At 59.5% G+C, this 21,572-nt stretch carries 20 protein-coding genes; 9 read left to right on the plus strand and 11 right to left on the minus strand.

Annotated features, from left to right (window positions below; translation table 11 throughout):
* Nucleotides 1-61: 61 nt before the first annotated feature.
* Nucleotides 62-370: a DUF2288 domain-containing protein gene (locus ACWKWM_RS05020; protein WP_483845362.1), complete on the minus strand. Its 309-nt coding sequence runs from the start codon at nucleotides 368-370 to the stop codon at nucleotides 62-64.
* Nucleotides 371-696: 326 nt separating this feature from the next.
* On the opposite strand from ACWKWM_RS05020, the gene ACWKWM_RS05025 reads away from it, so the two are divergent.
* The 5 genes from ACWKWM_RS05025 (at nucleotide 697) to ACWKWM_RS05045 (ending at nucleotide 5,703) form a co-directional block, all read left to right on the plus strand.
* Entirely contained in the window at nucleotides 697-1,824 is a 1,128-nt protein-coding gene (locus ACWKWM_RS05025) for a branched-chain amino acid ABC transporter substrate-binding protein (protein ID WP_483845075.1), read from the plus strand.
* A 218-nt stretch (nucleotides 1,825-2,042) separates the two neighbouring features.
* A complete protein-coding gene (gene livH / locus ACWKWM_RS05030) occupies nucleotides 2,043-2,972 on the plus strand; it encodes a high-affinity branched-chain amino acid ABC transporter permease LivH (RefSeq protein WP_483845076.1) in 930 nt (309 codons plus the stop codon).
* Nucleotides 2,969-4,234, plus strand: a complete 1,266-nt coding sequence (locus ACWKWM_RS05035; protein ID WP_483845077.1) for a high-affinity branched-chain amino acid ABC transporter permease LivM — start codon at nucleotides 2,969-2,971, stop codon at nucleotides 4,232-4,234. Before livH ends, ACWKWM_RS05035 begins: the two co-directional genes overlap by 4 nt.
* A complete protein-coding gene (livG, locus tag ACWKWM_RS05040) occupies nucleotides 4,234-5,001 on the plus strand; it encodes a high-affinity branched-chain amino acid ABC transporter ATP-binding protein LivG (protein ID WP_349802180.1) in 768 nt (255 codons plus the stop codon). Before ACWKWM_RS05035 ends, livG begins: the two co-directional genes overlap by 1 nt.
* Complete coding sequence (locus ACWKWM_RS05045) at nucleotides 5,002-5,703, plus strand: ABC transporter ATP-binding protein (RefSeq protein WP_483845078.1); 702 nt, start codon at nucleotides 5,002-5,004, stop codon at nucleotides 5,701-5,703.
* A 249-nt stretch (nucleotides 5,704-5,952) separates the two neighbouring features.
* On the opposite strand, the gene ACWKWM_RS05050 is transcribed toward ACWKWM_RS05045, so the two are convergent.
* Nucleotides 5,953-6,861 (minus strand): LysR family transcriptional regulator, encoded by a 909-nt coding sequence (locus tag ACWKWM_RS05050; protein ID WP_483845079.1) that lies wholly within the window; start codon nucleotides 6,859-6,861, stop codon nucleotides 5,953-5,955.
* A gap of 104 nt (nucleotides 6,862-6,965) precedes the next feature.
* Between ACWKWM_RS05050 and ACWKWM_RS05055 the strand changes: the two genes are divergently transcribed.
* From ACWKWM_RS05055 to ACWKWM_RS05065, 3 genes are all read left to right on the plus strand, one after another.
* Nucleotides 6,966-7,565: a short chain dehydrogenase gene (locus ACWKWM_RS05055; protein WP_483845080.1), complete on the plus strand. Its 600-nt coding sequence runs from the start codon at nucleotides 6,966-6,968 to the stop codon at nucleotides 7,563-7,565.
* Between the two features lie 62 nt (nucleotides 7,566-7,627).
* Nucleotides 7,628-8,308: a COG3650 family protein gene (locus ACWKWM_RS05060; RefSeq protein WP_483845081.1), complete on the plus strand. Its 681-nt coding sequence runs from the start codon at nucleotides 7,628-7,630 to the stop codon at nucleotides 8,306-8,308.
* 188 nt (nucleotides 8,309-8,496) lie between these two features.
* Entirely contained in the window at nucleotides 8,497-10,110 is a 1,614-nt protein-coding gene (locus ACWKWM_RS05065) for an NAD(P)/FAD-dependent oxidoreductase (RefSeq protein WP_483845082.1), read from the plus strand.
* 85 nt (nucleotides 10,111-10,195) lie between these two features.
* Here ACWKWM_RS05065 and ACWKWM_RS05070 read toward each other — a convergent pair whose 3' ends face one another.
* From ACWKWM_RS05070 to dinG, 6 genes are all read right to left on the minus strand, one after another.
* Entirely contained in the window at nucleotides 10,196-10,660 is a 465-nt protein-coding gene (locus tag ACWKWM_RS05070; RefSeq protein ID WP_483845083.1) for an outer membrane lipoprotein, read from the minus strand.
* A 173-nt stretch (nucleotides 10,661-10,833) separates the two neighbouring features.
* The gene (gene pdxH, locus ACWKWM_RS05075) at nucleotides 10,834-11,481 is read right to left on the minus strand and encodes a pyridoxamine 5'-phosphate oxidase (protein WP_483845084.1); all 648 of its coding nucleotides are present in this window, start codon (nucleotides 11,479-11,481) and stop codon (nucleotides 10,834-10,836) included.
* Between the two features lie 47 nt (nucleotides 11,482-11,528).
* Nucleotides 11,529-12,626, minus strand: a complete 1,098-nt coding sequence (locus ACWKWM_RS05080) for an OmpA family protein (protein ID WP_483845085.1) — start codon at nucleotides 12,624-12,626, stop codon at nucleotides 11,529-11,531.
* A gap of 152 nt (nucleotides 12,627-12,778) precedes the next feature.
* A complete protein-coding gene (locus ACWKWM_RS05085) occupies nucleotides 12,779-13,927 on the minus strand; it encodes a serine hydrolase domain-containing protein (protein WP_483845086.1) in 1,149 nt (382 codons plus the stop codon).
* Nucleotides 13,928-14,214: 287 nt separating this feature from the next.
* Nucleotides 14,215-16,464 (minus strand): beta-agarase, encoded by a 2,250-nt coding sequence (locus ACWKWM_RS05090; protein WP_483845087.1) that lies wholly within the window; start codon nucleotides 16,462-16,464, stop codon nucleotides 14,215-14,217.
* A gap of 200 nt (nucleotides 16,465-16,664) precedes the next feature.
* Complete coding sequence (gene dinG, locus ACWKWM_RS05095; RefSeq protein ID WP_483845088.1) at nucleotides 16,665-18,809, minus strand: ATP-dependent DNA helicase DinG; 2,145 nt, start codon at nucleotides 18,807-18,809, stop codon at nucleotides 16,665-16,667.
* 151 nt (nucleotides 18,810-18,960) lie between these two features.
* On the opposite strand from dinG, the gene ACWKWM_RS05100 reads away from it, so the two are divergent.
* Nucleotides 18,961-19,425 (plus strand): CopD family protein, encoded by a 465-nt coding sequence (locus tag ACWKWM_RS05100; protein ID WP_483845089.1) that lies wholly within the window; start codon nucleotides 18,961-18,963, stop codon nucleotides 19,423-19,425.
* A gap of 110 nt (nucleotides 19,426-19,535) precedes the next feature.
* Here the strand turns inward: ACWKWM_RS05100 and ACWKWM_RS05105 are convergent, their stop codons facing one another.
* The 3 genes from ACWKWM_RS05105 to ACWKWM_RS05115 all read right to left on the minus strand — a co-directional run bounded on the left by ACWKWM_RS05105 (nucleotide 19,536) and on the right by ACWKWM_RS05115 (nucleotide 21,503).
* Entirely contained in the window at nucleotides 19,536-20,309 is a 774-nt protein-coding gene (locus tag ACWKWM_RS05105; protein ID WP_483845090.1) for a collagen-like protein, read from the minus strand.
* Nucleotides 20,302-20,577, minus strand: coding sequence for a DUF1145 domain-containing protein (locus ACWKWM_RS05110; RefSeq protein ID WP_483845091.1), 276 nt, complete (start codon nucleotides 20,575-20,577; stop codon nucleotides 20,302-20,304). Before ACWKWM_RS05110 ends, ACWKWM_RS05105 begins: the two co-directional genes overlap by 8 nt.
* A gap of 224 nt (nucleotides 20,578-20,801) precedes the next feature.
* The gene (locus ACWKWM_RS05115) at nucleotides 20,802-21,503 is read right to left on the minus strand and encodes a PA1041 family peptidoglycan-binding anchor lipoprotein (protein ID WP_483845092.1); all 702 of its coding nucleotides are present in this window, start codon (nucleotides 21,501-21,503) and stop codon (nucleotides 20,802-20,804) included.
* Between the last annotated feature and the right edge of the window lie 69 nt (nucleotides 21,504-21,572).

A 21,572-nucleotide genomic window follows, 5' to 3' on the forward strand; every position in this document is an offset into this window, starting at 1 on the left:
CACAGCCGACAGTTACTGACCTACCCACTTTGCCATCACTGCTCGCACCAAAACAAAGCACCTACGACTGCGATGCCCTTTCCTGGATCAGCACCCAAGGGGCAACAACGACGGCCCACAACGCCGGATCGCGCTCCAGCAAGTCCAAGGCCCGCGACTCAGCCACTTTCACAACGTCCCCCCGACCGAGCCAGCCGGCCACGGCCGTTTCATCGTTCTCGGCAAAGGCCACTGCCACTGCGATCAAATCCTGCTCAGGCTCGACCCACAACAGGGCACCCTTTGCAAAGAACGGTTGCAATTCTTTCCAGGTGATCGATGCGGTCTCGCCAAGCAGCTTGGCATAGAGGGTGCTAGGTTCTTGCGTCATGGGTTTCACCAAAAAGAAAATCCGGGCAATGATAGCGCCCTGTTTTCTTCGGACAAACCCAGATTCAAGTGATTGATTGCAGAGAACTTCACACACGCCGATAGATTTGGGGAGTTCACAGGGATCGACCGGCATGAATGTGTATCTTTGTGTCAATTAAGCGACATCGACACGCTTTGCCCCTCGCAGCCAGCTTTTCAAGCGATCAATCGGCGCTCTAAACTGTTCCGGTACAGTTGCCGGGGGTACGGTCTGGATAAGTTAATCTGGTCCTGCGCCTTTTGGCCGTCAGGATTATAAAAACGACAACGCAAGAGTGGAGCATCATGACTAAGGGTATTACTCAGATTTCCAAGCTGTTCGCCGCACTGGTTCTGGCGGGTGTTGCCAGCCATTCATTCGCAGCCGACACCATCAAGATCGGCATCGCCGGCCCTAAAACCGGGCCGGTTGCCCAATACGGCGACATGCAGTTCAGCGGCGCGAAAATGGCCATCGAGCAAATCAACGCCAAAGGCGGCGTAGATGGCAAGAAACTCGAAGCGGTGGAATATGACGACGCCTGCGACCCTAAACAAGCGGTAGCGGTCGCCAACAAAGTGGTCAACGACGGCGTCAAGTTCGTGGTTGGCCATCTGTGCTCCAGCTCCACTCAGCCAGCGTCCGACATCTACGAAGACGAAGGCATCATCATGGTGACCCCGGCTGCAACCAGCCCGGAAATCACTGCTCGTGGCTACAAGCTGATCTTCCGCACCATCGGTCTGGACAGCGCTCAAGGCCCAGCCGCTGGTGAGTACATCGCCAAGCAGGTCAAGCCTAAGGTCGTTGCGGTCATCCACGACAAGCAGCAATACGGTGAAGGCATCGCCACCGCCGTTAAGCAGACTCTGGAAAAAGACGGCGTGAAAGTCGCTGTGTTCGAAGGCATCAACGCCGGCGACAAAGACTTCTCCTCGCTGATCGCCAAGCTCAAACAGGCCAACGTCGACTTCGTCTACTACGGCGGCTACCACCCTGAGCTGGGTCTGATCCTGCGTCAGGCACAGGAAAAAGGTCTGAAAGCCGGCTTCATGGGCCCGGAAGGCGTGGGCAACGCCTCGATCTCGCAGATCGCCCAGGACGCATCCGAAGGCCTGCTGGTGACCCTGCCGAAATCGTTCGACCAGGATCCATCCAACAAGGCACTGGTTGACGCCTTCGCCGCGAAGAAAGAAGACCCGAGCGGTCCGTTCGTGTTCCCGGCCTACGCTGCCGTTGAAGTCATCGCCGAAGCCATCAAGACCGCCAAGTCCGAAGACACCGCCAAAGTGGCTGCTGCCATCCACGCCGGTAACTTCAAGACCCCTACCGGCGATCTGTCGTTTGACGCCAAGGGTGACTTGAAAGACTTCAAATTCGTCGTTTACACCTGGCACAAAGACGGCACCAAGACTGAAGCGCCTGTGAAGTAATCACACGCCCTGCGTCGAACCCGAAGCCCACTGCAACCGCAGTGGGCTTTGTTTTAAAGGCCCGGTCACAATTCACAAGATTGCGCCCACCTGAACATCTTGAAACCGCACCAGTGAATCACTGGGCTCGTGCCAAACGCGGACGTAGATCACGACGTGCGAGCGGGAAAAAGACTTCACCAGTGAAACACCGATAAGGTTTTTAGGAGCACGCGGCAATGCCCGAGATAGACATCTATCACTTTTTCCAACAGCTGGTTAATGGCATGACCATTGGCAGCACTTACGCCTTGATCGCCATTGGCTACACCATGGTGTACGGCATCATTGGCATGATCAACTTCGCTCACGGCGAGGTGTACATGATCGGCTCGTACGTGGCGTTCATCGCCATTGCCGGCTTGAGCATGATGGGTATCAACAGCCTGCCGCTGGTGATCACCGCAGCTTTCGTCGCCAGTATCGTGGTGACCAGCGCCTACGGTTACGCCATTGAGCGGGTCGCCTACCGTCCGTTACGCGGCAGCAACCGTCTGATCCCGCTGATTTCCGCCATCGGCATGTCGATTTTCCTGCAGAACACTGTGCTGCTTGCGCAGGATTCCAAGGACAAATCGATCCCCAACCTGATCCCCGGCAACATCGTATTCGGCAGTGTGAGCACCCATGAAGTGGTGATCTCCTACATGCAGATCCTGATTTTCATCGTGACCCTGATCGCGATGCTCGCCCTGACCTGGTTCATCTCCCGCTCTCGTCTGGGACGCGCCTGCCGCGCCTGCGCCGAAGACATCAAGATGGCCAACCTGCTCGGCATCAATACCAACAACATCATCGCCCTGACCTTCGTTATCGGCGCTGCACTGGCGGCGGTCGCTGCGGTATTGCTGAGCATGCAATACGGCGTGATCAACCCCAACGCCGGTTTCCTGGTCGGTATCAAAGCCTTCACCGCTGCGGTATTGGGCGGCATCGGCAGTATCCCGGGCGCGATGCTCGGCGGTCTGGTGCTGGGGGTGGCTGAAGCGTTTGGCGCCGACATCTTCGGCGACCAGTACAAGGATGTGGTGGCGTTCGGCTTGCTCGTTCTGGTGTTGTTGTTCCGGCCAACCGGCCTGCTGGGCCGTCCGGAGGTTGAAAAAGTATGACTCGCAATCTTAAATCGGCCTTCTTCAGCGCCTTGTTGGTGCTGGCCGTGGCTTACCCGATCCTGGGGCTCAAGCTGGAAATCGTCGGGGTCAACCTGACCGTTCTCGGCGCCAGCCACACCACCGTCGCGATCATCTTCGGCTGCGCGCTGCTGATGTTCCTGCGGGTGCTGTTCGCTGAGCAAATCAGCGCTGCCTGGCGTTCATCCCCAAGTCTGCCCAGTGTTCCGAGCAAGGCCAGCAACTTTCTGACCCTGCCGTCGACTCAGCGCTGGTTCCTGCTGGCGTTGGTGGTCGGCGCGTTCATCTGGCCATTCTTCGGTTCGCGCGGCGCGGTGGACATTGCCACGCTGATCCTGATCTACATCATGCTTGGCCTGGGCCTGAACATCGTGGTTGGTCTGGCTGGCTTGCTGGATTTGGGCTACGTCGGCTTTTACGCCGTCGGCGCCTATAGCTACGCGCTGCTGTCGCACTACTTCGGCCTGGGTTTCTGGATCTGCCTGCCGATTTCCGGATTGATGGCGGCGCTGTTCGGCTTCCTGCTGGGCTTCCCGGTGTTGCGTCTACGAGGCGACTATCTGGCCATCGTGACGCTGGGTTTCGGGGAAATCATTCGCCTGTTGCTGCGTAACATGACCGACCTCACCGGCGGCCCGAACGGCATCAGCAACATCGAAAAACCAACCCTGTTCGGCCTGAGCTTCGAGCGCAAAGCCGCCGAAGGCTTGCAGACTTTCCACGAGTATTTCGGCCTGGCCTACAACTCGATCAACAAGGTGATCTTCCTTTACCTGGTTGCGCTGTTGCTGGCACTGGCGGCGCTGTTCGTGATCAACCGCCTGCTGCGCATGCCGATTGGCCGCGCGTGGGAAGCGCTGCGCGAAGACGAAATCGCCTGCCGCGCGCTGGGTTTGAATCCGACCATCATCAAGCTTTCGGCCTTCACCCTGGGCGCTGCATTTGCAGGTTTTGCCGGCAGCTTCTTCGCTGCACGTCAGGGCCTGATCACGCCGGAATCGTTCACGTTCCTTGAGTCAGCGATCATTCTGGCGATCGTGGTACTGGGCGGCATGGGCTCGCAACTGGGCGTGATTCTGGCGGCGATCGTGATGATTCTGCTCCCCGAAATGATGCGTGAGTTCAGTGAATACCGCATGTTGGGCTTCGGCGCCTTGATGGTGCTGATGATGATCTGGCGTCCTCAGGGCTTCCTGCCCATGCAGCGTCCCGTAATGAAACTCAAAGGGGATCTGAGCTGATGAGCCGTCCACTTCTGCAAGCCTCAGGTCTGAGCATGCGCTTCGGCGGCCTCCTGGCCGTCAACGGCGTGGGCCTGACCGTTCACGAGAAACAGGTGGTGTCGATGATCGGCCCCAACGGCGCCGGCAAGACCACCGTGTTCAACTGCTTGACCGGTTTCTACAAGCCGACGGCTGGCACCATCCTGCTGGACGGCGAGCCAATTCAAGGCCTGGCCGGTCATGAAATCGCCCGCAAAGGCGTGGTGCGTACGTTCCAGAACGTGCGCCTGTTCAAAGAAATGACCGCTGTCGAGAACCTGCTGGTGGCTCAGCATCGTCACCTCAACACCAACTTTCTGTCCGGCCTGTTCAAGACCCCGTCGTATCGCAAAAGCGAGCGCGAGGCCATGGAGTACGCCGAGCATTGGCTCGAAGCGGTGGATCTGAAAGAGTTCGCCAACCGTCCTGCCGGTACGCTGGCCTATGGGCAGCAACGCCGTCTGGAAATCGCCCGCTGCATGATGACGCGCCCGCGCATCCTCATGCTCGACGAACCCGCTGCGGGCCTGAACCCCAAGGAAACCGAAGACCTCAAGGCGTTGATCGGTGTGCTGCGTAACGAGCACAACGCAACCGTTTTGCTGATCGAGCACGACATGAAGCTGGTGATGAGCATTTCCGATCACATCGTCGTGATCAACCAGGGCACACCGCTGGCTGACGGCACACCCGAACAGATTCGTGACAATCCTGAAGTGATCAAAGCCTACCTGGGGGAAGCGTAAATGCTGCAATTCGAAAACGTTTCCACCTTCTACGGCAAGATCCAGGCACTGCACGGCGTCAGCGTCGATGTGCGTCAGGGCGAGATCGTCACGCTGATCGGTGCCAACGGCGCGGGCAAGTCCACGCTGCTGATGACCCTGTGCGGTTCGCCCCGCGCCCACAGCGGCAGCATCCGTTACATGGGTGAAGAGCTTGTGGGGCTGGAATCGTCGGTGATCATGCGCAAGAGCATCGCGGTGGTGCCGGAAGGCCGTCGCGTGTTTGCGCGCCTGACCGTGGAAGAAAACCTGGCCATGGGCGGTTTCTTCACCGAGAAGGACGATTACCAGGAGCAGATGGACAAGGTGCTGCACCTGTTTCCACGCCTCAAAGAACGCTTCAATCAACGCGGCGGCACCATGTCCGGTGGCGAACAGCAAATGCTCGCGATTGGCCGCGCGCTGATGAGCAAGCCCAAGCTGTTGCTGCTCGATGAGCCATCGCTGGGTCTGGCGCCGATCATCATTCAGCAGATTTTCGAGATCGTCGAACAGCTGCGACGTGATGGCGTGACGGTGTTTCTGGTGGAGCAAAACGCCAACCAGGCGCTGAAAATCGCTGATCGCGCGTACGTGCTGGAGAACGGTCGGGTGGTGATGCAAGGCACCGGCGAGGAACTGCTGGTCGACCCAAAAGTGCGCGATGCTTACTTGGGTGGGTGATGAGCAGGACGGTTAATCAAAAACGATAATCTTCCGGTCGAGGAAGAACCTTTGGGAGCGGACTCGTCCGTGAATGCGTCGTTTCAGTCGATAGAAATTTATCGAATGTACTGGCCCCTTCGCGGACAGGTCCGCTCCCACAAAAACTGCATTCCCCTGTAGGAGCGAACTTGTTCGCGAAGCGTCATTGCTGACACAGCGCGCCATCCTCCCTCGCCAACAAGTTGGCTCCTACAGATAGCGCGCAGCCTACAGATTGGCCAACGCCTGGCTGCTGCGCTCAAACCAGGTGGTCAGGTAATCGGCCATTACCTGGGTTCTCCTTGGCAATTGCCCCTCGAACGGATGCACCAGAAACAGCGATGACGTCGGTGTCTGGTAATCGCGCAGCAGCCAGTGCAAGCGGCCATCGTTGAGTTCGTTGTGGATCATGTAAGACGGCAGTCGCGCGACACCCGCGCCGACCAATGCAGCGCGCTTCAACAGTCCGTAATGGTTACTGGCGAACGTGCCCCTCACCGGCACCCGCTGTAGCTCATGGTTGCGGTGATACACCCAGGATTCCCGACCGCTGTAATGGCTATTGAGCAAACAGCGATGGGCGCGTAGATCTTCGGGCGTCTGCGGTGTGCCGAACTGCTCAAGATACGCAGGGCCGGCACAGGTCAACTCCTGTAACGCCAGCAGCGGCTTGGCCACCAGCCGCTCATCCACCCCGACACTGGAGCGAATCCCGAGGTCAAAACCGTCGCGGCGCATGTCCCGAAAATGGTTGTTGAGGTCTAGCTCCACCTGAAGCTGTGGATAGCTCTCGGCGAACTCGGTCAGCAGCCCTTCAAAGAACGTTTCGCCCAAAGAAACCGGAACCGTCAGGCGCACCGTGCCGGTCAAGCTTTCGCTCAAATAGGCCATGGCATCGCGCACCCGGTCCCGCTGCATCAGCAAGGCGCGCGCTTCGGGCAGCAGAATCGCGCCGGCAGAGGTCAGCGTCAGGCTGCGGGTCGTGCGATGAAGCAAAGTCACGCCGTAGCTTTTCTCAAGCTTGCTGATGCGCTTGGACAACTGGCTGGTGCTGGTGTCCAGCCATTGCGCGGCGAGGGTAAAACTGTTGGCCTCGACCAGCATCGCGAACGCGGCCAGATCATCCATTTCGCTCATCATTGTTTCCTTATCCACAAACCGGGTTTGCGCTTTACCCCATATATCCCTGGGCAAACGCGATTCACACTGTGCGTCATATCCATCCAGGTAAGGACTGCACCGTGAAAATTCTATTGATTGGCGCCAGCGGGACCGTTGGCTCGGCGATTGAGAAAGAGTTGGCGCCACGCCACGACATCGTTCGAATCGGCCGCAGCAGTGGCCAGGAGCACGTCGATATTAGTGACAGCGGCTCGATCCGCAAACTGTTCGAACGGACAGGTCCTTTCGATGCGCTGATCTGCGCAGCAGGGAACGTGACGTTCGCGCCACTGGCTGACATGACTGAAGAATCCTTCGCCCTCGGTCTGCGGGACAAACTGATGGGGCAGGTCAATCTGCTGCTGATCGGTCGCGAATTTGCCAACGACGGCGCGTCGTTCACCTTCACCACCGGCGTGCTCAGCCATGACCCCATTGCTGCCGGGGCGTCGGCAAGCCTTGTCAACGGCGCCATCGATGCATTTGTGCGTGCTGCCGCGATTGAAATGCCGCGCGGCATGCGGGTCAATTCGGTCAGCCCCAATGTGCTGGTGGAGGCCATGGGCAGCTACGCGCCTTACTTTCGGGGCTTTAAACCGGTGCCTGCCGCCGATGTAGCGCTGGCGTATGCGAAAAGTGTCGAAGGGCTACAAACCGGACAGACTTATCACGTCGGATAATCGCCTCTTGTGATGAGCGAACAGGCTGAGTAACGTGGCGGCACTTGTCTGGAGACCCTCCCATGTTCGCTGCTCGTTCCGTCGTTATGTTCGCCCTGCTGCCCCTGTTTGCCGGATGCCAGATGCTGGCGCCCAAGTCTGATGACGCCAAGGTCTCCACGGCGGGGATGATCCGCATGCAGGGCGAACTGACCGGCCAGAACGGCAAGCTGATGTTTCAGCCGTGCGACGAGCAACGCCTGTACGTGGTGCAGGACAAAGGCAACACCGGCATTCTTCAGGAAGCGGCGTCGGTGGTGGACAAGAACGGCAAGGCCTTTGCCGACTTGCGTGGCAACTTCGTCGCGAGCAAGGCGGCGGGCAGCACCGGCGAGCTGAGTTTGTACCAGTTTTACCGCGTCGAGCGCCCCACCGATGCCTGCATGGACCCCAACTTCAAGCGCCTTACCATCCACGCCAGCGGAAATGGCCCGAAGTGGAACCTCAACGCCAGCGGAAAGGGCATGGTGCTTGAGCGCGAAGGCAAGCCGCCGTTTGCCGTGCCTTACATGGAAGAGCAATTGCCAGAGGGGCGCTTCAATCTGGTCACTGACGCCAACGATCAGCACGTTGAGCTTTGGGTCGCGCCGCAACGCTGCGTCGATCCCGTCAACGGTTCGGTGCAGCACCTGACCGCGCAGTTGCGCGTCAATGGCCAGGTGCGACAGGGGTGTGCTTATTACGGCGGTGGCCGGAACGATTGATAACCACAAATCTGTAGGAGCGAATTCATTCGCGAATGAGTAAATCAGACGCTAGATTTCTATCGTCTGTGCAGACGGCTCGCGAATGAATTCGCTCCTACACAACCGCTGCCAACCTCAATTGGGCTTATAATCGCCGGTTCTTGAAGCGCTGCCGGGCAGAACCTGGCCCGGAACTGGACCTTTCAATGTTACGAATCACCGAACTCAAACTTTCCCTGGACCATGCGGAAGAGGCGCTGCGCCCTGCGCTCCTGCAACGCCTGGGGATCGACAGCGATGAACTGATCAACTTCACGCTGTTCAAGCGCAGCTACGACGCGCGCAAGAAATCCTCCGAACTGCAATTTATCTACACCATCGACTTCGAAGTCCGTGACGAAGCCGCGCTGCTGGCGCGCTTGTCCAACGATCGCCATCTCACCCCGGCACCGGACGTCAGCTACAAAATCGTCGGCCATGCGCCCGCCAACCTCACTGAACGCCCCATCGTCGTCGGCTTCGGCCCGTGCGGTATCTTTGCCGGCCTGTTGCTCGCGCAAATGGGCTTCAAGCCAATCATCCTCGAACGCGGCACTGAAGTGCGTCAGCGCACCAAAGACACCTGGGGGCTGTGGCGCAAGAACGTGCTCAAGCCCGAGTCCAACGTGCAATTTGGCGAAGGCGGCGCCGGCACGTTCTCCGACGGCAAGCTCTACAGTCAGATCAAAGACCCGAAATTTCACGGCCGCAAAGTCCTGCACGAGTTCGTCAAAGCCGGCGCGCCGGACGAGATTCTCTACGTCAGCAAACCGCATATCGGCACTTTCCGCCTGACCGGCGTGGTCGAGAACATGCGCCAGCAGATCATCACGCTGGGCGGCGAAGTGCGTTTTCAGCAGCGCGTGACCGACGTGCTGATCGAAGACGGTCAGTTGCACGGTGTCGAACTGGACGGCGGCGAACGTATCGAGTCGCGCCATGTGATCCTCGCTCTCGGCCACAGCGCGCGGGACACCTTCCGCATGCTCCACGGCCGTGGCGTGTACATGGAAGCCAAGCCGTTCTCGGTAGGTTTCCGCATCGAACACCCTCAGGGCTTGATCGACCGCGCGCGGCTGGGCAAATACGCCGGCCACCCGAAACTTGGCGCCGCCGATTACAAACTGGTGCACCACGCCAAGAATGGCCGATCGGTCTACAGTTTCTGCATGTGCCCTGGCGGCACGGTGGTTGCGGCGACGTCCGAGCCCAATCGTGTGGTCACCAACGGCATGAGCCAGTACTCGCGTAACGAGCGCAACGCCAACTCCGGCATCGTGGTCGGTATCACGCCGGACGAGGATTACCCAGGCAGCCCGCTGGCCGGGATCGAGCTTCAGGAACGCCTCGAATCCCACGCTTACGTGCTGGGCGGCGGGACTTACGAAGCGCCTGCGCAGTTGGTGGGTGACTTCATCGCAGGCAAGGTGTCCAGCGAACTGGGCAGCGTCGAACCGTCCTACAAACCCGGCGTCAAGCTGGTGGACCTGGCTGACGCCCTGCCCGCCTACGCCATTGAAGCGATCCGCGAAGCGCTGCCGGCGTTCGATAAGCAGATCAAAGGCTTTGCCCAGCATGATGCGGTGCTGACCGGCATCGAAACCCGCACCTCGTCCCCGTTGCGCATTACCCGCGGCGACGATATGCAGAGCCTGAACGTCAAGGGCCTGTTCCCGGCCGGTGAAGGCGCAGGTTATGCGGGCGGGATTCTGTCGGCGGGCGTGGACGGGATTCGGATTGCCGAGGCGCTGGCGAAAAGCATGCTAAGTCTCGCGATCTAAGATCGCACAAACAAAAACGCCCCGACATATCGGGGCGTTTTTGTGTAACAACTTCTTACTTCAGCGTTAAAACGCTTGGTCAGACTCAGCGCGTGACGCGGCTGGTGCCATTGACGCTCATGATGCGAACACGGTCGCCGACCCGGAAAATCTCGTTTTCCTGAACCTGCTGAACGTACGCGCGCATGGTGCCGTCGTCTTCACGCACGGTGATTTCCACGCCTTGGGTGCGGGTCAGACCTTCTTCGGTCATCGAACCCAACAGGCCGCCGGCGACTGCGCCGATCACTGCAGTCACGATACTGCCGCGACCGCCGCCGATTGCGCTGCCGCCTACGCCACCAACGATTGCACCGGCGCCCGCACCGATTGGGGTCTTGGTGCCTTCAATCTTCACAGGACGCAACGACTCGACGGTACCCAAACGAACGGTTTGAACTGTCCGGGCTTCATCGCGTGAGTAGGAATCGCCGGTCAGACTTGAAGTACAGCCGCCCAGTGTCAGCGCCATGGCGGTGAACGAAGCAGCTAACAGAACGGACTTGCGCATAACAGTATCTCCAGAGGAACAGGGGGCCATTAAACTCCGCGACGCCAATCGATGTCACGGCCCTGTACCGATAATTTACCTTTATTCAGGCGTGATACAGATACGCCAGCGTCTACCTTTATGGACGACCGCGCACCGATTTGATTCAACGAAATTCGCTATCCGCCAGACTGTCAGGGGGCCAGACGCTCGCGCACCCACGCGTCTTGCACCATTCGATAATTGAGTCGGTCGTGAAGACGGCTCGGGCGCCCTTGCCAGAACTCGATGCGGTCGGGCACCAGACGATAACCGCCCCAGTGCTCCGGGCAGGTCGGTGCGGTATCGCTGAAACGCTGCTCGGTGGCGCTGAGCAAATTTTCCAGCTCCGCGCGGTCGGCGATCACCCGGCTTTGCGGCGACGCCCAGGCGCCCAAGCGACTGCCCAGCGGACGAACCTGGAAATAGGCGTCGGACTCCTCTGCCGTGACCTTGGCCACGCGACCTTCGATGCGAACCTGACGCTCAAGCGTGGGCCAGAAGAAAGTCATTGCGCCGAACGGATGTGCAGCCAGTTGCTGGCCTTTGGCGCTGTCATAGTTGGTGAAGAACGTGAAACCCTGAGCGTCCAGGCCTTTGAGCAATAACACCCGGCTGTGGGGACGACCGTCAGCGTCGACCGTCGCCAACGTCATGGCGTTGGGTTCGATCGGCGCCTGCTCGGTCTTCACGGCTTCATCGAACCACTGATGAAACAGGGCAAATGGCTCGGTGGTTGCCTGCGCTTCGGTCAAACCGTCGCGGGCGTAGTTGCGGCGCATGTCAGCCAGGCGCTCAGTCATCACGTGCTTCCTTTATCGGCATCCGTTGTCGGGATGCCGATGGTACTTCAGTTCGCGTTGGCTTGAGTATTGGTCGCTTTTTTCACTGGGGCCTTGGCTGGCGCCGCTTTAGCCGGAGTGGCTTTCTTCGCGGCAGCCTTCTTCACTGGCGCTTTGGCGGTGGTGGTCTTCTTAGCAGGGGCAGCGGCTTTCTTGGCAGGCGCGGCTTTGGTTGCTGGAGTCGGTGCAACCACCGGCGCGGCAATCACTGGCTTGGTGTTCTGGACGGCGACCATGACAGGCGCCGGAGCGGGCATGTTGTACTTGGCCAGCAGCGCGACCATGGTTTCCTGCGGGGTCATGATCATTTCAACGCGGCGGTTCAGTTCACGGCCTGGCGCGCTGTCGCTGGCAGCACGTGGTTGCAGATCACCCATGCCGCGCAGGTTCAGGCGGTTACGTTGCAGACCGCTAAGGCGAAAGATTGCGGCGACCGACTGAGCACGTTCCTGGCTGATCTTGAGCGGTGCATCGCCGGCGAGGTCCGAGTGGCCCAAGACCAGAACGGCGGTCTTTGGATCGCTCTCGAGCATCTTGGCCAGATTGGTGATCGGCCCAAGGTTGGTCGGCAGCAGCATCGCAGGGCGATCAGGGTTGAAGGTGCTGTCCACCGGCGCGGTGATCACCAGGACGTCTTCACGGCGCTCAAGTTCGAATTTGCTGCCCTTGATGGCTTCGCGCATACGGGGTTCATTCAGGTCTAGCCAGGCCTGGGTGACTTTCGGGTCAACTTTTGGCACTGCCGGGGCAGCGTCTTTTTTATCGGCGGCCGGGAAAGGCCACCACCACTTGTTGCCGTCGTTCGCGCTGGCAACGGCGGGGGCCGCCTTGGCTGCCGGCTGAGTCGCGGCCAGTTCAGGCTTGCTTTCGGTGGTGCCGTGGTCGGAGCCGAATGGCCAGTACCAATGGGTGCCCGCTTCGGAGTCAGCCTTCTTCATTTCGGCGACTGCGGGTTTCACTTCTGGCTTGGCGGGTGCGGTGTCGGCGGTTTTGCCAGCGCCGAACGACCACCAAGGGGCGGTATCTGCGGATTGGTTTTGAGGCGTTTGAGCGCAGCCAGTGACAGCAAGGCAAACGGCGAGAACGAGGCTTTTATTGGTAGACATGGATGACCCGAAAAATAATTGATCAGAAAATGAACGAAGCAGCGCCCATATAACACGCATAAACGGTGAGTTGGAAAAAGAAACCGCTCTGCGGTTCCCATATCAGCCATTTACCTGACAGTCGGTTATAAACAAGCACTTATCAGCGATATCTATTGCAAACACTCACCAAGAACGCGCACCAGTTTTTGAGCGCGAGGGTCCATCAACACGTAAGGGCCGAGGGTATTGGTGACGAAGCCGAAAGCGACATCACGCTCAGGGTCGGCAAAGCCCACCGAGCCGCCTGCGCCGGGATGGCCGAATGCTTTGGCGCCCAGGCCAAAGGTCGCGTTGAGCACACTGGGTTGATCGAGCATGCAGCCCAGCCCGAAGCGGGTCTGGGTCAACAGTGTCTTGTCCTGCCCCAGGCTGTGCTCGCGAGTGAGTTCATTGAGCAAGTCGGCCTCCAGCAGGCTACCGTCCAGCAATGCGCTGTAGAACCCGGCCAGACTGCGGGCATTGCCGTGACCATTGGCGGCAGGTTGTTGCATGCGGCGCCACTCCGGTTTGTTGGTGCTGGTCATGACCGACGGCGGATTGGTGAAGGCGCGGGCAGTCATTGAGGTCGGCTCGCGCATCGTCGTCTGCACCAGGCGTTGGGCGGCTTCGTCGCCACTGTTGCCCTTGCCCCGAGCGATGTGGGCGACCCGATGAAATTCTTCATCGGCCAGACCCACATGAAAATCCAGTCCGAGAGGTCGGGAAATGCGCGCGGCAATGGATTCGCCCGGCCCGCGCCCGTCTGCGCGGCGGATCATCTCCCCCACCAGCCAGCCATAGGTGATTGCGGCATAGCCGTGGCCTTGACCAGGCGTCCACCACGGTTCTTCGGCAGCCAGTGCGCTCGTCATCGCTTGCCAGTCGTAAAGCGCTTCGGCAGGCAGCAAATGCCTGATCGCAGGCAAAGCTGCCTGATGGCAGAGCATCTGGCGCAAAGTGATGTTGCCCTTGCCCGCTGCGGCGAACTCGGGCCATAGATCGGCAACCGGCTTGTCCAGGTGCAGCTTGCCTTCGTCGACCAGCTGCAAGGCGGCGACGGCGGTGAAGGTCTTGGTGCAGGAGAACAGGTTGGCGATGGTGTCGGTGTGCCAGGCTTCGGCGCCGTCCTTGTCAGCCGTACCCGCCCACAAGTCGACAACGCTCTGACCGCCGAGCTGAATGCACAGCGCCGCGCCACGCTCCTGCGAATCGTCGAACAGCGCCGCGAACGCTTCGCGCACTGGCTCGAATTGAAGCTCGAAATGACCCTGAATCTGCACGTGCCTGCTCCCGATTCATCGCTGGCTGAAATGGCGTGCATTGTTCCAGCGATTGCGGGGTTTGGGAACCGACACATTTTGCAGGAGCGCGCTTGCCCGCGAATGAGGACTGTCAGTGCCAATAATGGTGACTGACACAGCGCTTTCGCGGGCAAGCGCGCTCTTACAAATCTCTTGCGTTCCACCCGGTCCTTGTCGGGGCTGAAGAGCCGCCGAAGGCTGCGATAGCGGTGTGTGAGGCATATTGCATCGCAGCCTTCGGCAGCTCCTACAAGGGAATGTGGTCATCAGGGAGCTTTTGGTGAGGCCTTACCCAACATATCGACGGCCTGATTATTGGCTTTGCGCACTGCATCGACAAACCCCTGATACGGGACGTCGGTGATGCCCACCAGCCCCAGGTGGCCGTTCTCGCCATCGAGTCTGCGTCCGGACACCGGTTGATCCAGATATTGGAACCAATGCACGCCGACGATCGAGGGCTCGGCCAAGGCGTTCTTCAGGAAGTTAGCGTAGGCCGGCCCGCGATCCTCTTCTTTGGCGACTTCCATCGCGCCACCCCAGAACGGTCCACGATCACGGGAGCCAAAGTGAAACTCGGTTACCAGCACAGGCTTGTCCAGCACGCGCAATTTGGCGAAGTCAAAACCGTCCTGCGGCTTGGGCGTATAGAAGTTAAAACTCAGCACGTCACAGAATTTAGCGCAGGCCTCGACCGCTTCCGGCGTAGTAACCCCATAACGGCCGCCCAGCAGCAGATGATTAGGGGCATGCCATTTAAGTGAGTCGGCGATGGTCTTGAAATACGTCTCGGCAAATACCCGCAGGAAATACTTGAAGTCGTTTTCGATTTCCGGATGCTCAGGACTTGGCAACGGCGGCTCGAAACCCGGATCTTCCATCAATTCCCACGCCGGCAAATCAATACCCCAGGCCTTGGACAGCCCTTCCTGATTGCGGTATTTGTCGCGCAGCTGCTTGAGGAATGCGCGCTTGGCTGGCACATCAGTGGTCTGCTTGAGCGTGCTGTAGGCCAGGGCGTAGCGGGCTTTCGGATCATCTCCCGGCGCGGCCCACGCCAGTTCGTTGTCAGCGTAATAACCGATCAGCCACGGATCATCCCGATGATCCCGTGCGGCAATAGCAACCGCGCGTTCGGTGGCCATGGCAAAGCGCGGATCGAACGGGTCGGGCATACCGCCCCACCAGTCCTGACCCGTGCTGATGCTGACGTAATCGCCGACGATCGAAAGCGGCAAGGTATAGGGCACGCGATTCTTGAGCCCAAGGCCTGGATCGCTCCAGTTACCGATGGTGTTGAAACCCCACGCTTGCAGACGAGTGAGGGTGTGATCGATCCAGCGCTCGGCGTCGACCTTCGCAGGCTTGCAGTCGGGCTTCTCCACAGCGGTTTGCGGTGCGGTATCGGCGGCGCAGGTCGGCACGCCGTAACTGCGCTGCAGATTGGCGCCGTAAAAGTCGAACCAACGACCCTGATCGAACTGGCGATTGCGGTTGGCGCCCGTGTTGCGGTTGTCATCACTCTTGCCGTAGAACGCCGCCAACGGCTCGTCGGCTTGCGGCAGGCTTGCAAACATCGACTCGCGGCCTTCGATGTACGTCTGGCTGTCATCAGGTGTGATCGCGTTGACGCCCAGCGAATAAAACGGGTGGCCTTCAGGGGTCACCAGATACCAGCGATCATCGTGCTTCTCGGTCCGGAAAAAGCCCCTGGCTTCAAACGTCGGGCCTTTGAGCATACCGCCGTATTTGTCGTGAGCCGGACGCTCGGCCATCCAGGTCTTGAGCTGCTGCTGCTCTCTATTCGCGGAGGCTTTGAGTTGATCGTCGCTGGTGATTTTTTCGGGCCATTTGCCACGGGCGTACTGACCGTAGCCATCGACCAGATTGCTGTAGACGGCCTTCTGCATCGCGTCGCTTTCCTGCACGCCGAAGCGCTCGATCAGCACGCTCTGCGCGATATCGGGCTGGGACATGGAAACGGTCACCGAAGCCACCTGACTCAGGTTCAGCTCACCCTCGCTGCTAGCCAGCAACACGCGCTGGCCATCGAAGGTCCACGGCATCGGCGGGCCGGCACGCATGCCCTGGCTCAAGGCCGAACTCGCATGCAGCGGGACATACAACGTCTGCGCAGGGCCTGCGGGCAAGTCAATGCGGCTGTTGAGGATCTTGCCGTCGCTGCTCTGGATTTGTACGTAAAGCGTCAGCGCCCAGTCCATGGCGCTCTGAATACGCAACGTCATGGCGCTGTCGGCCGACCAGTCCCAGACGCCGGTTTGCGGCGCCAGACGCAAGCTTGGTTTGGCCACAGGATTGAACGTCACGCGGCGCAGCACCTCGCCCTCGGCAGTCTGCTCGGCGTTGGATTGCGGCAGGCTGGCATCCTGGGTCGTGACCTGCACGACGTCGGCAGGACGCACGAAATTGAACAGCGTCTGCAGACCGTTGGGCGCTGCAATAGCAGGTCCGGCGCAAAGTAACGCGAGCAAGGCAGACAGTGAACGGTGAATCATGTAGTCGGGTGCTCCTGTTGAGATCTCAAGGCTCGATACAGACATTGTGGGAGCGGACCTGTCCGCGAAGGCGGCGGATCATTCAACACATTCGTCGTCTGAAACACCGAATTCGGACAGGTCCGCTCCCACAGTGATGGTGCATGACGCTTGGCAGATCGATTTGAGACACGATCCTCCGCGATTAATCCCGATCAATATCAGGAAATTTCGCGGCGGAACGGAGGGAGGGCGTTGAGGATCGCTTTGCCATACCGTTGAGTGACCACGCGACGGTCCAGCAGCGTGATAGTCCCGCGATCCGCTTCGGTACGCAGCAAACGCCCGCAGGCCTGAATCAGGCGCAACGAGGCGTCCGGCACAGCGATTTCCATGAAGGGGTTGCCACCACGAGCCTCGATCCATTCCGCCAGCGCGGCTTCAACAGGATCGTCCGGCACGGCGAACGGAATCTTGGCGATGACCACGTGTTCGCAGTAAGCGCCCGGCAAATCGACGCCCTCGGCGAAGCTCGCCAGACCGAACAGCACACTGGCATCGCCGCCATCGACCCGGGCCTTGTGCTTGTTCAAAGTTTCCTGTTTGGACAGGTTGCCCTGAATGAACACGCGCTTGCGCCAGTCACGTTCAAGGCCGTCGAACACGTCCTGCATTTGTTTGCGCGAGGAGAACAACACCAGCGTGCCTTTGGAGCCTTCGACCAGGTCCGGCAAATCGCGAATGATCGCAGCAGTGTGCTCGGCGGCATTACGCGGATCGGCCTTGAGGTCTGGTACCCGCAGCACACCGGCGTCGGCGTGATGGAAGGGACTGGGAACCACGGCCGTCACGGCACCTTTTGGCAAACCAGCACGCATGCGAAAGCGGTCGAATTTGCCCAGCGCAGTCAGCGTGGCCGAGGTCACCAGCGCGCCGTAGGCCACGTTCCACAGATTGCGACGCAGCATCTCGGCCGCCAGGATCGGGCTGGCATTGACCTCGATGTCGAACAGCGAACCACTGTCCGCCAGTGTCAGCCAGCGCGCCATCGGCGGGCTGTTTTCAGGATCTTCGGCGGTGAAAGCGGTCCACAGCTCCCAACTGCCGTGGGCACGGGCGAGCAGACTGCCAAACAGCGGATACCACTCTTCGGCCTGATGGCTGGCGATACCGATGTTGACCTCGCCGTCCATGCCCTCCTTGAGCAGTTCGGTCAGGCGCGTGAACAGATCGTCCAGACGCGCAAAGCCTTTCTTCAACTCGATACCCATCTCGCGCATGTGCTCAGGCACCACGCCGCCGACGAAACGATGGCGGGGACGCTCGCGGCCTTCCATGTCTTCGCCGGCCTTGAAATCAGCCAGTTGCTCGCAAGCAGTGAACATGAATTGCTGCTGGGCCTTGATCTCCCGCGCCAGCTCCGGCACCTGCTCGATCAGCTTGCCGAGATCGCCCGGAAGCGGGTGCTGGGCGAGCAGTTTGGTGAGATTCTTGGCGGTGGTTTCCAACCAGTCGGAGGTGGAGCGCAGGCGTGAATAATGGGCGAAGTGGCCGATGGCCTTGTCCGGCAGGTGGTGGCCTTCGTCAAACACGTAAAGCGTGTCGCGCGGGTCGGGTAATACCGCACCGCCGCCCAAGGCAAGGTCCGCCAACACCATGTCGTGATTCGTCACGATCACGTCGACTTTTCCCATGCCTTCGCGCGCCTTGTAGAAGGCGCATTGTTGAAAGTTCGGACAATGGCGGTTCGTGCACTGACTGTGATCAGTGGTCAGGCGCGCCCAATCCTGGTCAGCCAGCTCTTGGGGCCAGCTGTCTCGGTCGCCGTCCCATTTATTGCCGGCAAGCTTTTCGATCATGGTGGTGAAAAGCTTCTGGCTGGCCTCATCGACCTCGATCTTGAAGCCTTCTTCTTCGAAAAGCTGCGCGGTGGCACTCTGAGCGTCCCCTTCCTGCAGCAGCACGTCCAGCTTGGACAGGCACATGTAACGACCGCGCCCCTTGGCCAGCGAGAACGTGAAGTTCAGGCCGCTGTTGCGCATGAGGTCGGGGAGGTCTTTGTAGACGATCTGTTCTTGCAACGCGACGGTCGCGGTGGCGATGACCAAGCGTTTGCCGGCAGCCTTGGCCGTGGGAATCGCCGCGATGGCGTAAGCGACGGTCTTGCCGGTGCCGGTGCCCGCTTCTACGGCAACCACGGCGGGATCGCCCGAACGGCGGCCTTCTTCGTCGGTGTCGATATCGCCCAGCACTTTGGCCACCTCGGCGATCATCAAACGCTGGCCGTAGCGCGGTTTCAGGCTCTTGGCTTCCAGGAAACGCGAGTAGGCGCCCTGAATCTGGGATTTGAGTTCGGTGCTGATCATCGGGCTACGGTCTTCGCTCGGGCGCTTAAACAGGTGCTAAACAGGCGTCATGTGGCACATCACGCTAAAAAACTGCTGGATATATCTTCAGTAGTTCCAGCGGGCGGCTATCATACCGCGCTTAATCTTTGCGCGCAGAACGGAGTTCCGCATGTCACCGACAGCCCTTGTCTACACCTTGCACTTATTGGCCGCGATCCTGTGGGTTGGCGGAATGTTTTTCGCCTGGATGATCTTGCGACCGGCGGCGGTGGCTGCGCTTGAAGGGCCGATGCGATTGAAGCTGTGGCTCCAGGTGTTTTCGCGCTTTTTCGTGTGGGTCTGGATGGCGGTGATCATGTTGCCTGTCACGGGCATTGGCATGATTCAGGTGAATTTCTCGGGGTTCGAAACGGCGCCGCGTTACGTGCAGGTGATGATCGGGTTGTATGTGGTGATGGTGGCGCTGTTCATCAAGATTCAGTCGGTACAACTGCCCGAATTGCGACGGGCCGTGGCAGCAGAGCAATGGCCCGGGGGCGCCGCGGCGCTGGGCAAGATTCGTCGGCTGGTGGGCGTCAATCTGTTGGTGGGGATTGCCGTGGTGTCTATCGCAGCGGCCCGCCCGATGTTTTGATACCGGGCCTGTAGGAGCGCGCTTGCCCGCGAAAGCGTTGTTCCAGACGAAATCCACGTCACAGGAATACTGCAATCGCGGGCAAGCGCGCTCCTACAGGAGATAAGCGATTAAAGCTGCTTCAAATACACCGCACCCGCTGGACCTGCAGCGCCATCCTGGCCTTTCTCGCCGGTCTTGCCGGACTTGGCGCCATCGGCGCGGTAAACGATGCAGCCCTTAGAGGCGCCGCCTTTACCGCCCTTCCCGCCCGCGCCGCCTTGGCCACCGGCGCCGCCTGCGACATTGACCTTCACGCGATCTTCTGGAAAGTCGCTCGGCAGTTCCAGCCGGACCAACGCCCCTGCCGCACCTTCGTGACCGATACCGCCATTGTCGCCATCGGTGCCGCGACTGGCTGAGCCAAAGGTGCAGCCCGGCTCTTCGCCGTTGCCGCCATCGAGCCCGACAAAACCCGGCACGCCCGAACCGCCTCGTGCGTCAATCGACAACACTTCGGCGTTGAGCTGCTCAACCCGCAGTGTCAGATTACGACCCGGCAACGGAGCTTTGGTGAACGTACCTGGCGCGCCCCGCGCAGTAATCTGACTACCGCTTCCCAGCTCGCCGCGCTTGATCTGGAAACTGAACGGTTGCTGGCTCGGCACGATCGCAATACGCGCTTCGTGGCCCAGCACCAATTGGTCCACCTTCACCTCGGTCAAGCCGGCAGGGATCAGCAACGTGCCGTAATCGGCGACTTCCAGACGTTCAAGCTGTAACACGCTGGAATTGGTGGGCAGACGCATCAGTGAGTGTGTCTCAACCGAAATAGTCTGTGCCACGGCCCAGGAACTGCTCAACGCCGACAACATGCCAGCGGTCATCAGCAACCCATTACGCATGTTGAACCTCCGCAGAACGACGACCGAAAGATTGCAGATGAAAAATACCAAATAACAGAATCAGTACCCGGTCGCGCCACGGTTGCGTACGCCCACGAAGACTGCCGTTAAACAGAAATAACTCCAGCACGTGGGTCAGCAACAACAGACTGCCCGCCAGCCTGACCAGCACATCGAAGGGGTTTGGCAGCATCACGGCCTGATTGATCAGTACCACTACCCAAAACCCCAACGTCAAAATCTTCCCTAACCCCCAAAACACCCTCATGACACGCCCCTGCTGTTTTCTTTCTTTTAAGTCCGTCGTGCTTCTTAAACCCGTTGCGCAACGCTGAAACGAGAATGTGTGGCGCACAGTACGGTGACGGCCACGACTATGCCAGAAGCCCATGAAAATAGTTGATCCCGGGCGCCCGGGGGAACAAATCCTGCGAAAAAAAAACCCGACGCTGGGTCGGGTTCTTTTGGTTTACCGTGATGAGACTTCAGCGATCAACGATTGATCTTGATCTCTACACGGCGGTTGAGCGCACGACCTTCAGCCGTTTTGTTATCGGCAACCGGACGAGCTTCGCCATCACCTTCCACTGACACGAAAGCACTGCGCGAGATACCGGCACCGACCAGATAGTCAGTCACAGAGTTCGCACGTTTCTCGGAGAGTTTCTGGTTGTAGGTGTCACTGCCCACGCTGTCGGTATGTCCGCTGACGTGTAGTTGCACGTTCGCAGCTTCGGTTTTCAGGCGAGTAGCGACGGTATCGAGTTGCGCTTTATCTGCAGATGTCAGGACAGCTTTGTTGAACTCAAAATGCACATCACGAATGGTGATGATTTCTTCTTTTGGCTGAACCACGGGCTCTACGACCGGGGCCGGGGCGGCCGGTACGATCGGGCAACCGGTCGCATCGACTGGCGTGCCTTTAGGTGTATCCGGGCACTTGTCGACGCTGTTCAGCACGCCATCGCCATCATCGTCACCATCGCCGTGAACCCAGCAATAAGCGCCGGCCATCACACCGGTGGCGGCACCGAGGCCCGCTGCCACGGAAGCCGTCTGGAAGGCGCCAATCGCAGCGCCGCTTAACACACCGCCCGCTGCGCACAGTGGCCAGTCGGTCTTTTGCAGGCCCGCACAACCTGTCAATACACTGGTAACCAAAATCAGAGGTAACGCTGTCCGAATCATGCTCATACAGTTCTTCTCCTTTGGTATCGGCTAAAACCGACTGGGGTGGAGTAAAGACGGCCCTATACCAGTTTT

The organism is Pseudomonas rosaeacicularis, assembly GCF_057128745.1.

Excerpts from the sequence above, each read along its gene's own strand:
- ACWKWM_RS05045 (WP_483845078.1), top strand. The coding sequence starts at position 5,002 with ATGCTGCAATTCGAAAACGTTTCCACCTTCTACGGCAAGATCCAGGCA.
- ACWKWM_RS05050 (WP_483845079.1), bottom strand. The coding sequence starts at position 6,861 with ATGAGCGAAATGGATGATCTGGCCGCGTTCGCGATGCTGGTCGAGGCC.
- dinG (WP_483845088.1), bottom strand. The coding sequence starts at position 18,809 with ATGATCAGCACCGAACTCAAATCCCAGATTCAGGGCGCCTACTCGCGT.
- ACWKWM_RS05090 (WP_483845087.1), bottom strand. The coding sequence starts at position 16,464 with ATGATTCACCGTTCACTGTCTGCCTTGCTCGCGTTACTTTGCGCCGGA.
- ACWKWM_RS05060 (WP_483845081.1), top strand. The coding sequence starts at position 7,628 with ATGTTCGCTGCTCGTTCCGTCGTTATGTTCGCCCTGCTGCCCCTGTTT.
- pdxH (WP_483845084.1), bottom strand. The coding sequence starts at position 11,481 with ATGACTGAGCGCCTGGCTGACATGCGCCGCAACTACGCCCGCGACGGT.
- ACWKWM_RS05115 (WP_483845092.1), bottom strand. The coding sequence starts at position 21,503 with ATGAGCATGATTCGGACAGCGTTACCTCTGATTTTGGTTACCAGTGTA.
- livG (WP_349802180.1), top strand. The coding sequence starts at position 4,234 with ATGAGCCGTCCACTTCTGCAAGCCTCAGGTCTGAGCATGCGCTTCGGC.
- ACWKWM_RS05020 (WP_483845362.1), bottom strand. The coding sequence starts at position 370 with ATGACGCAAGAACCTAGCACCCTCTATGCCAAGCTGCTTGGCGAGACC.
- ACWKWM_RS05100 (WP_483845089.1), top strand. The coding sequence starts at position 18,961 with ATGTCACCGACAGCCCTTGTCTACACCTTGCACTTATTGGCCGCGATC.
- ACWKWM_RS05080 (WP_483845085.1), bottom strand. The coding sequence starts at position 12,626 with ATGTCTACCAATAAAAGCCTCGTTCTCGCCGTTTGCCTTGCTGTCACT.
- ACWKWM_RS05035 (WP_483845077.1), top strand. The coding sequence starts at position 2,969 with ATGACTCGCAATCTTAAATCGGCCTTCTTCAGCGCCTTGTTGGTGCTG.
- ACWKWM_RS05110 (WP_483845091.1), bottom strand. The coding sequence starts at position 20,577 with ATGAGGGTGTTTTGGGGGTTAGGGAAGATTTTGACGTTGGGGTTTTGG.
- ACWKWM_RS05070 (WP_483845083.1), bottom strand. The coding sequence starts at position 10,660 with ATGCGCAAGTCCGTTCTGTTAGCTGCTTCGTTCACCGCCATGGCGCTG.
- ACWKWM_RS05105 (WP_483845090.1), bottom strand. The coding sequence starts at position 20,309 with ATGCGTAATGGGTTGCTGATGACCGCTGGCATGTTGTCGGCGTTGAGC.
- ACWKWM_RS05065 (WP_483845082.1), top strand. The coding sequence starts at position 8,497 with ATGTTACGAATCACCGAACTCAAACTTTCCCTGGACCATGCGGAAGAG.
- livH (WP_483845076.1), top strand. The coding sequence starts at position 2,043 with ATGCCCGAGATAGACATCTATCACTTTTTCCAACAGCTGGTTAATGGC.
- ACWKWM_RS05025 (WP_483845075.1), top strand. The coding sequence starts at position 697 with ATGACTAAGGGTATTACTCAGATTTCCAAGCTGTTCGCCGCACTGGTT.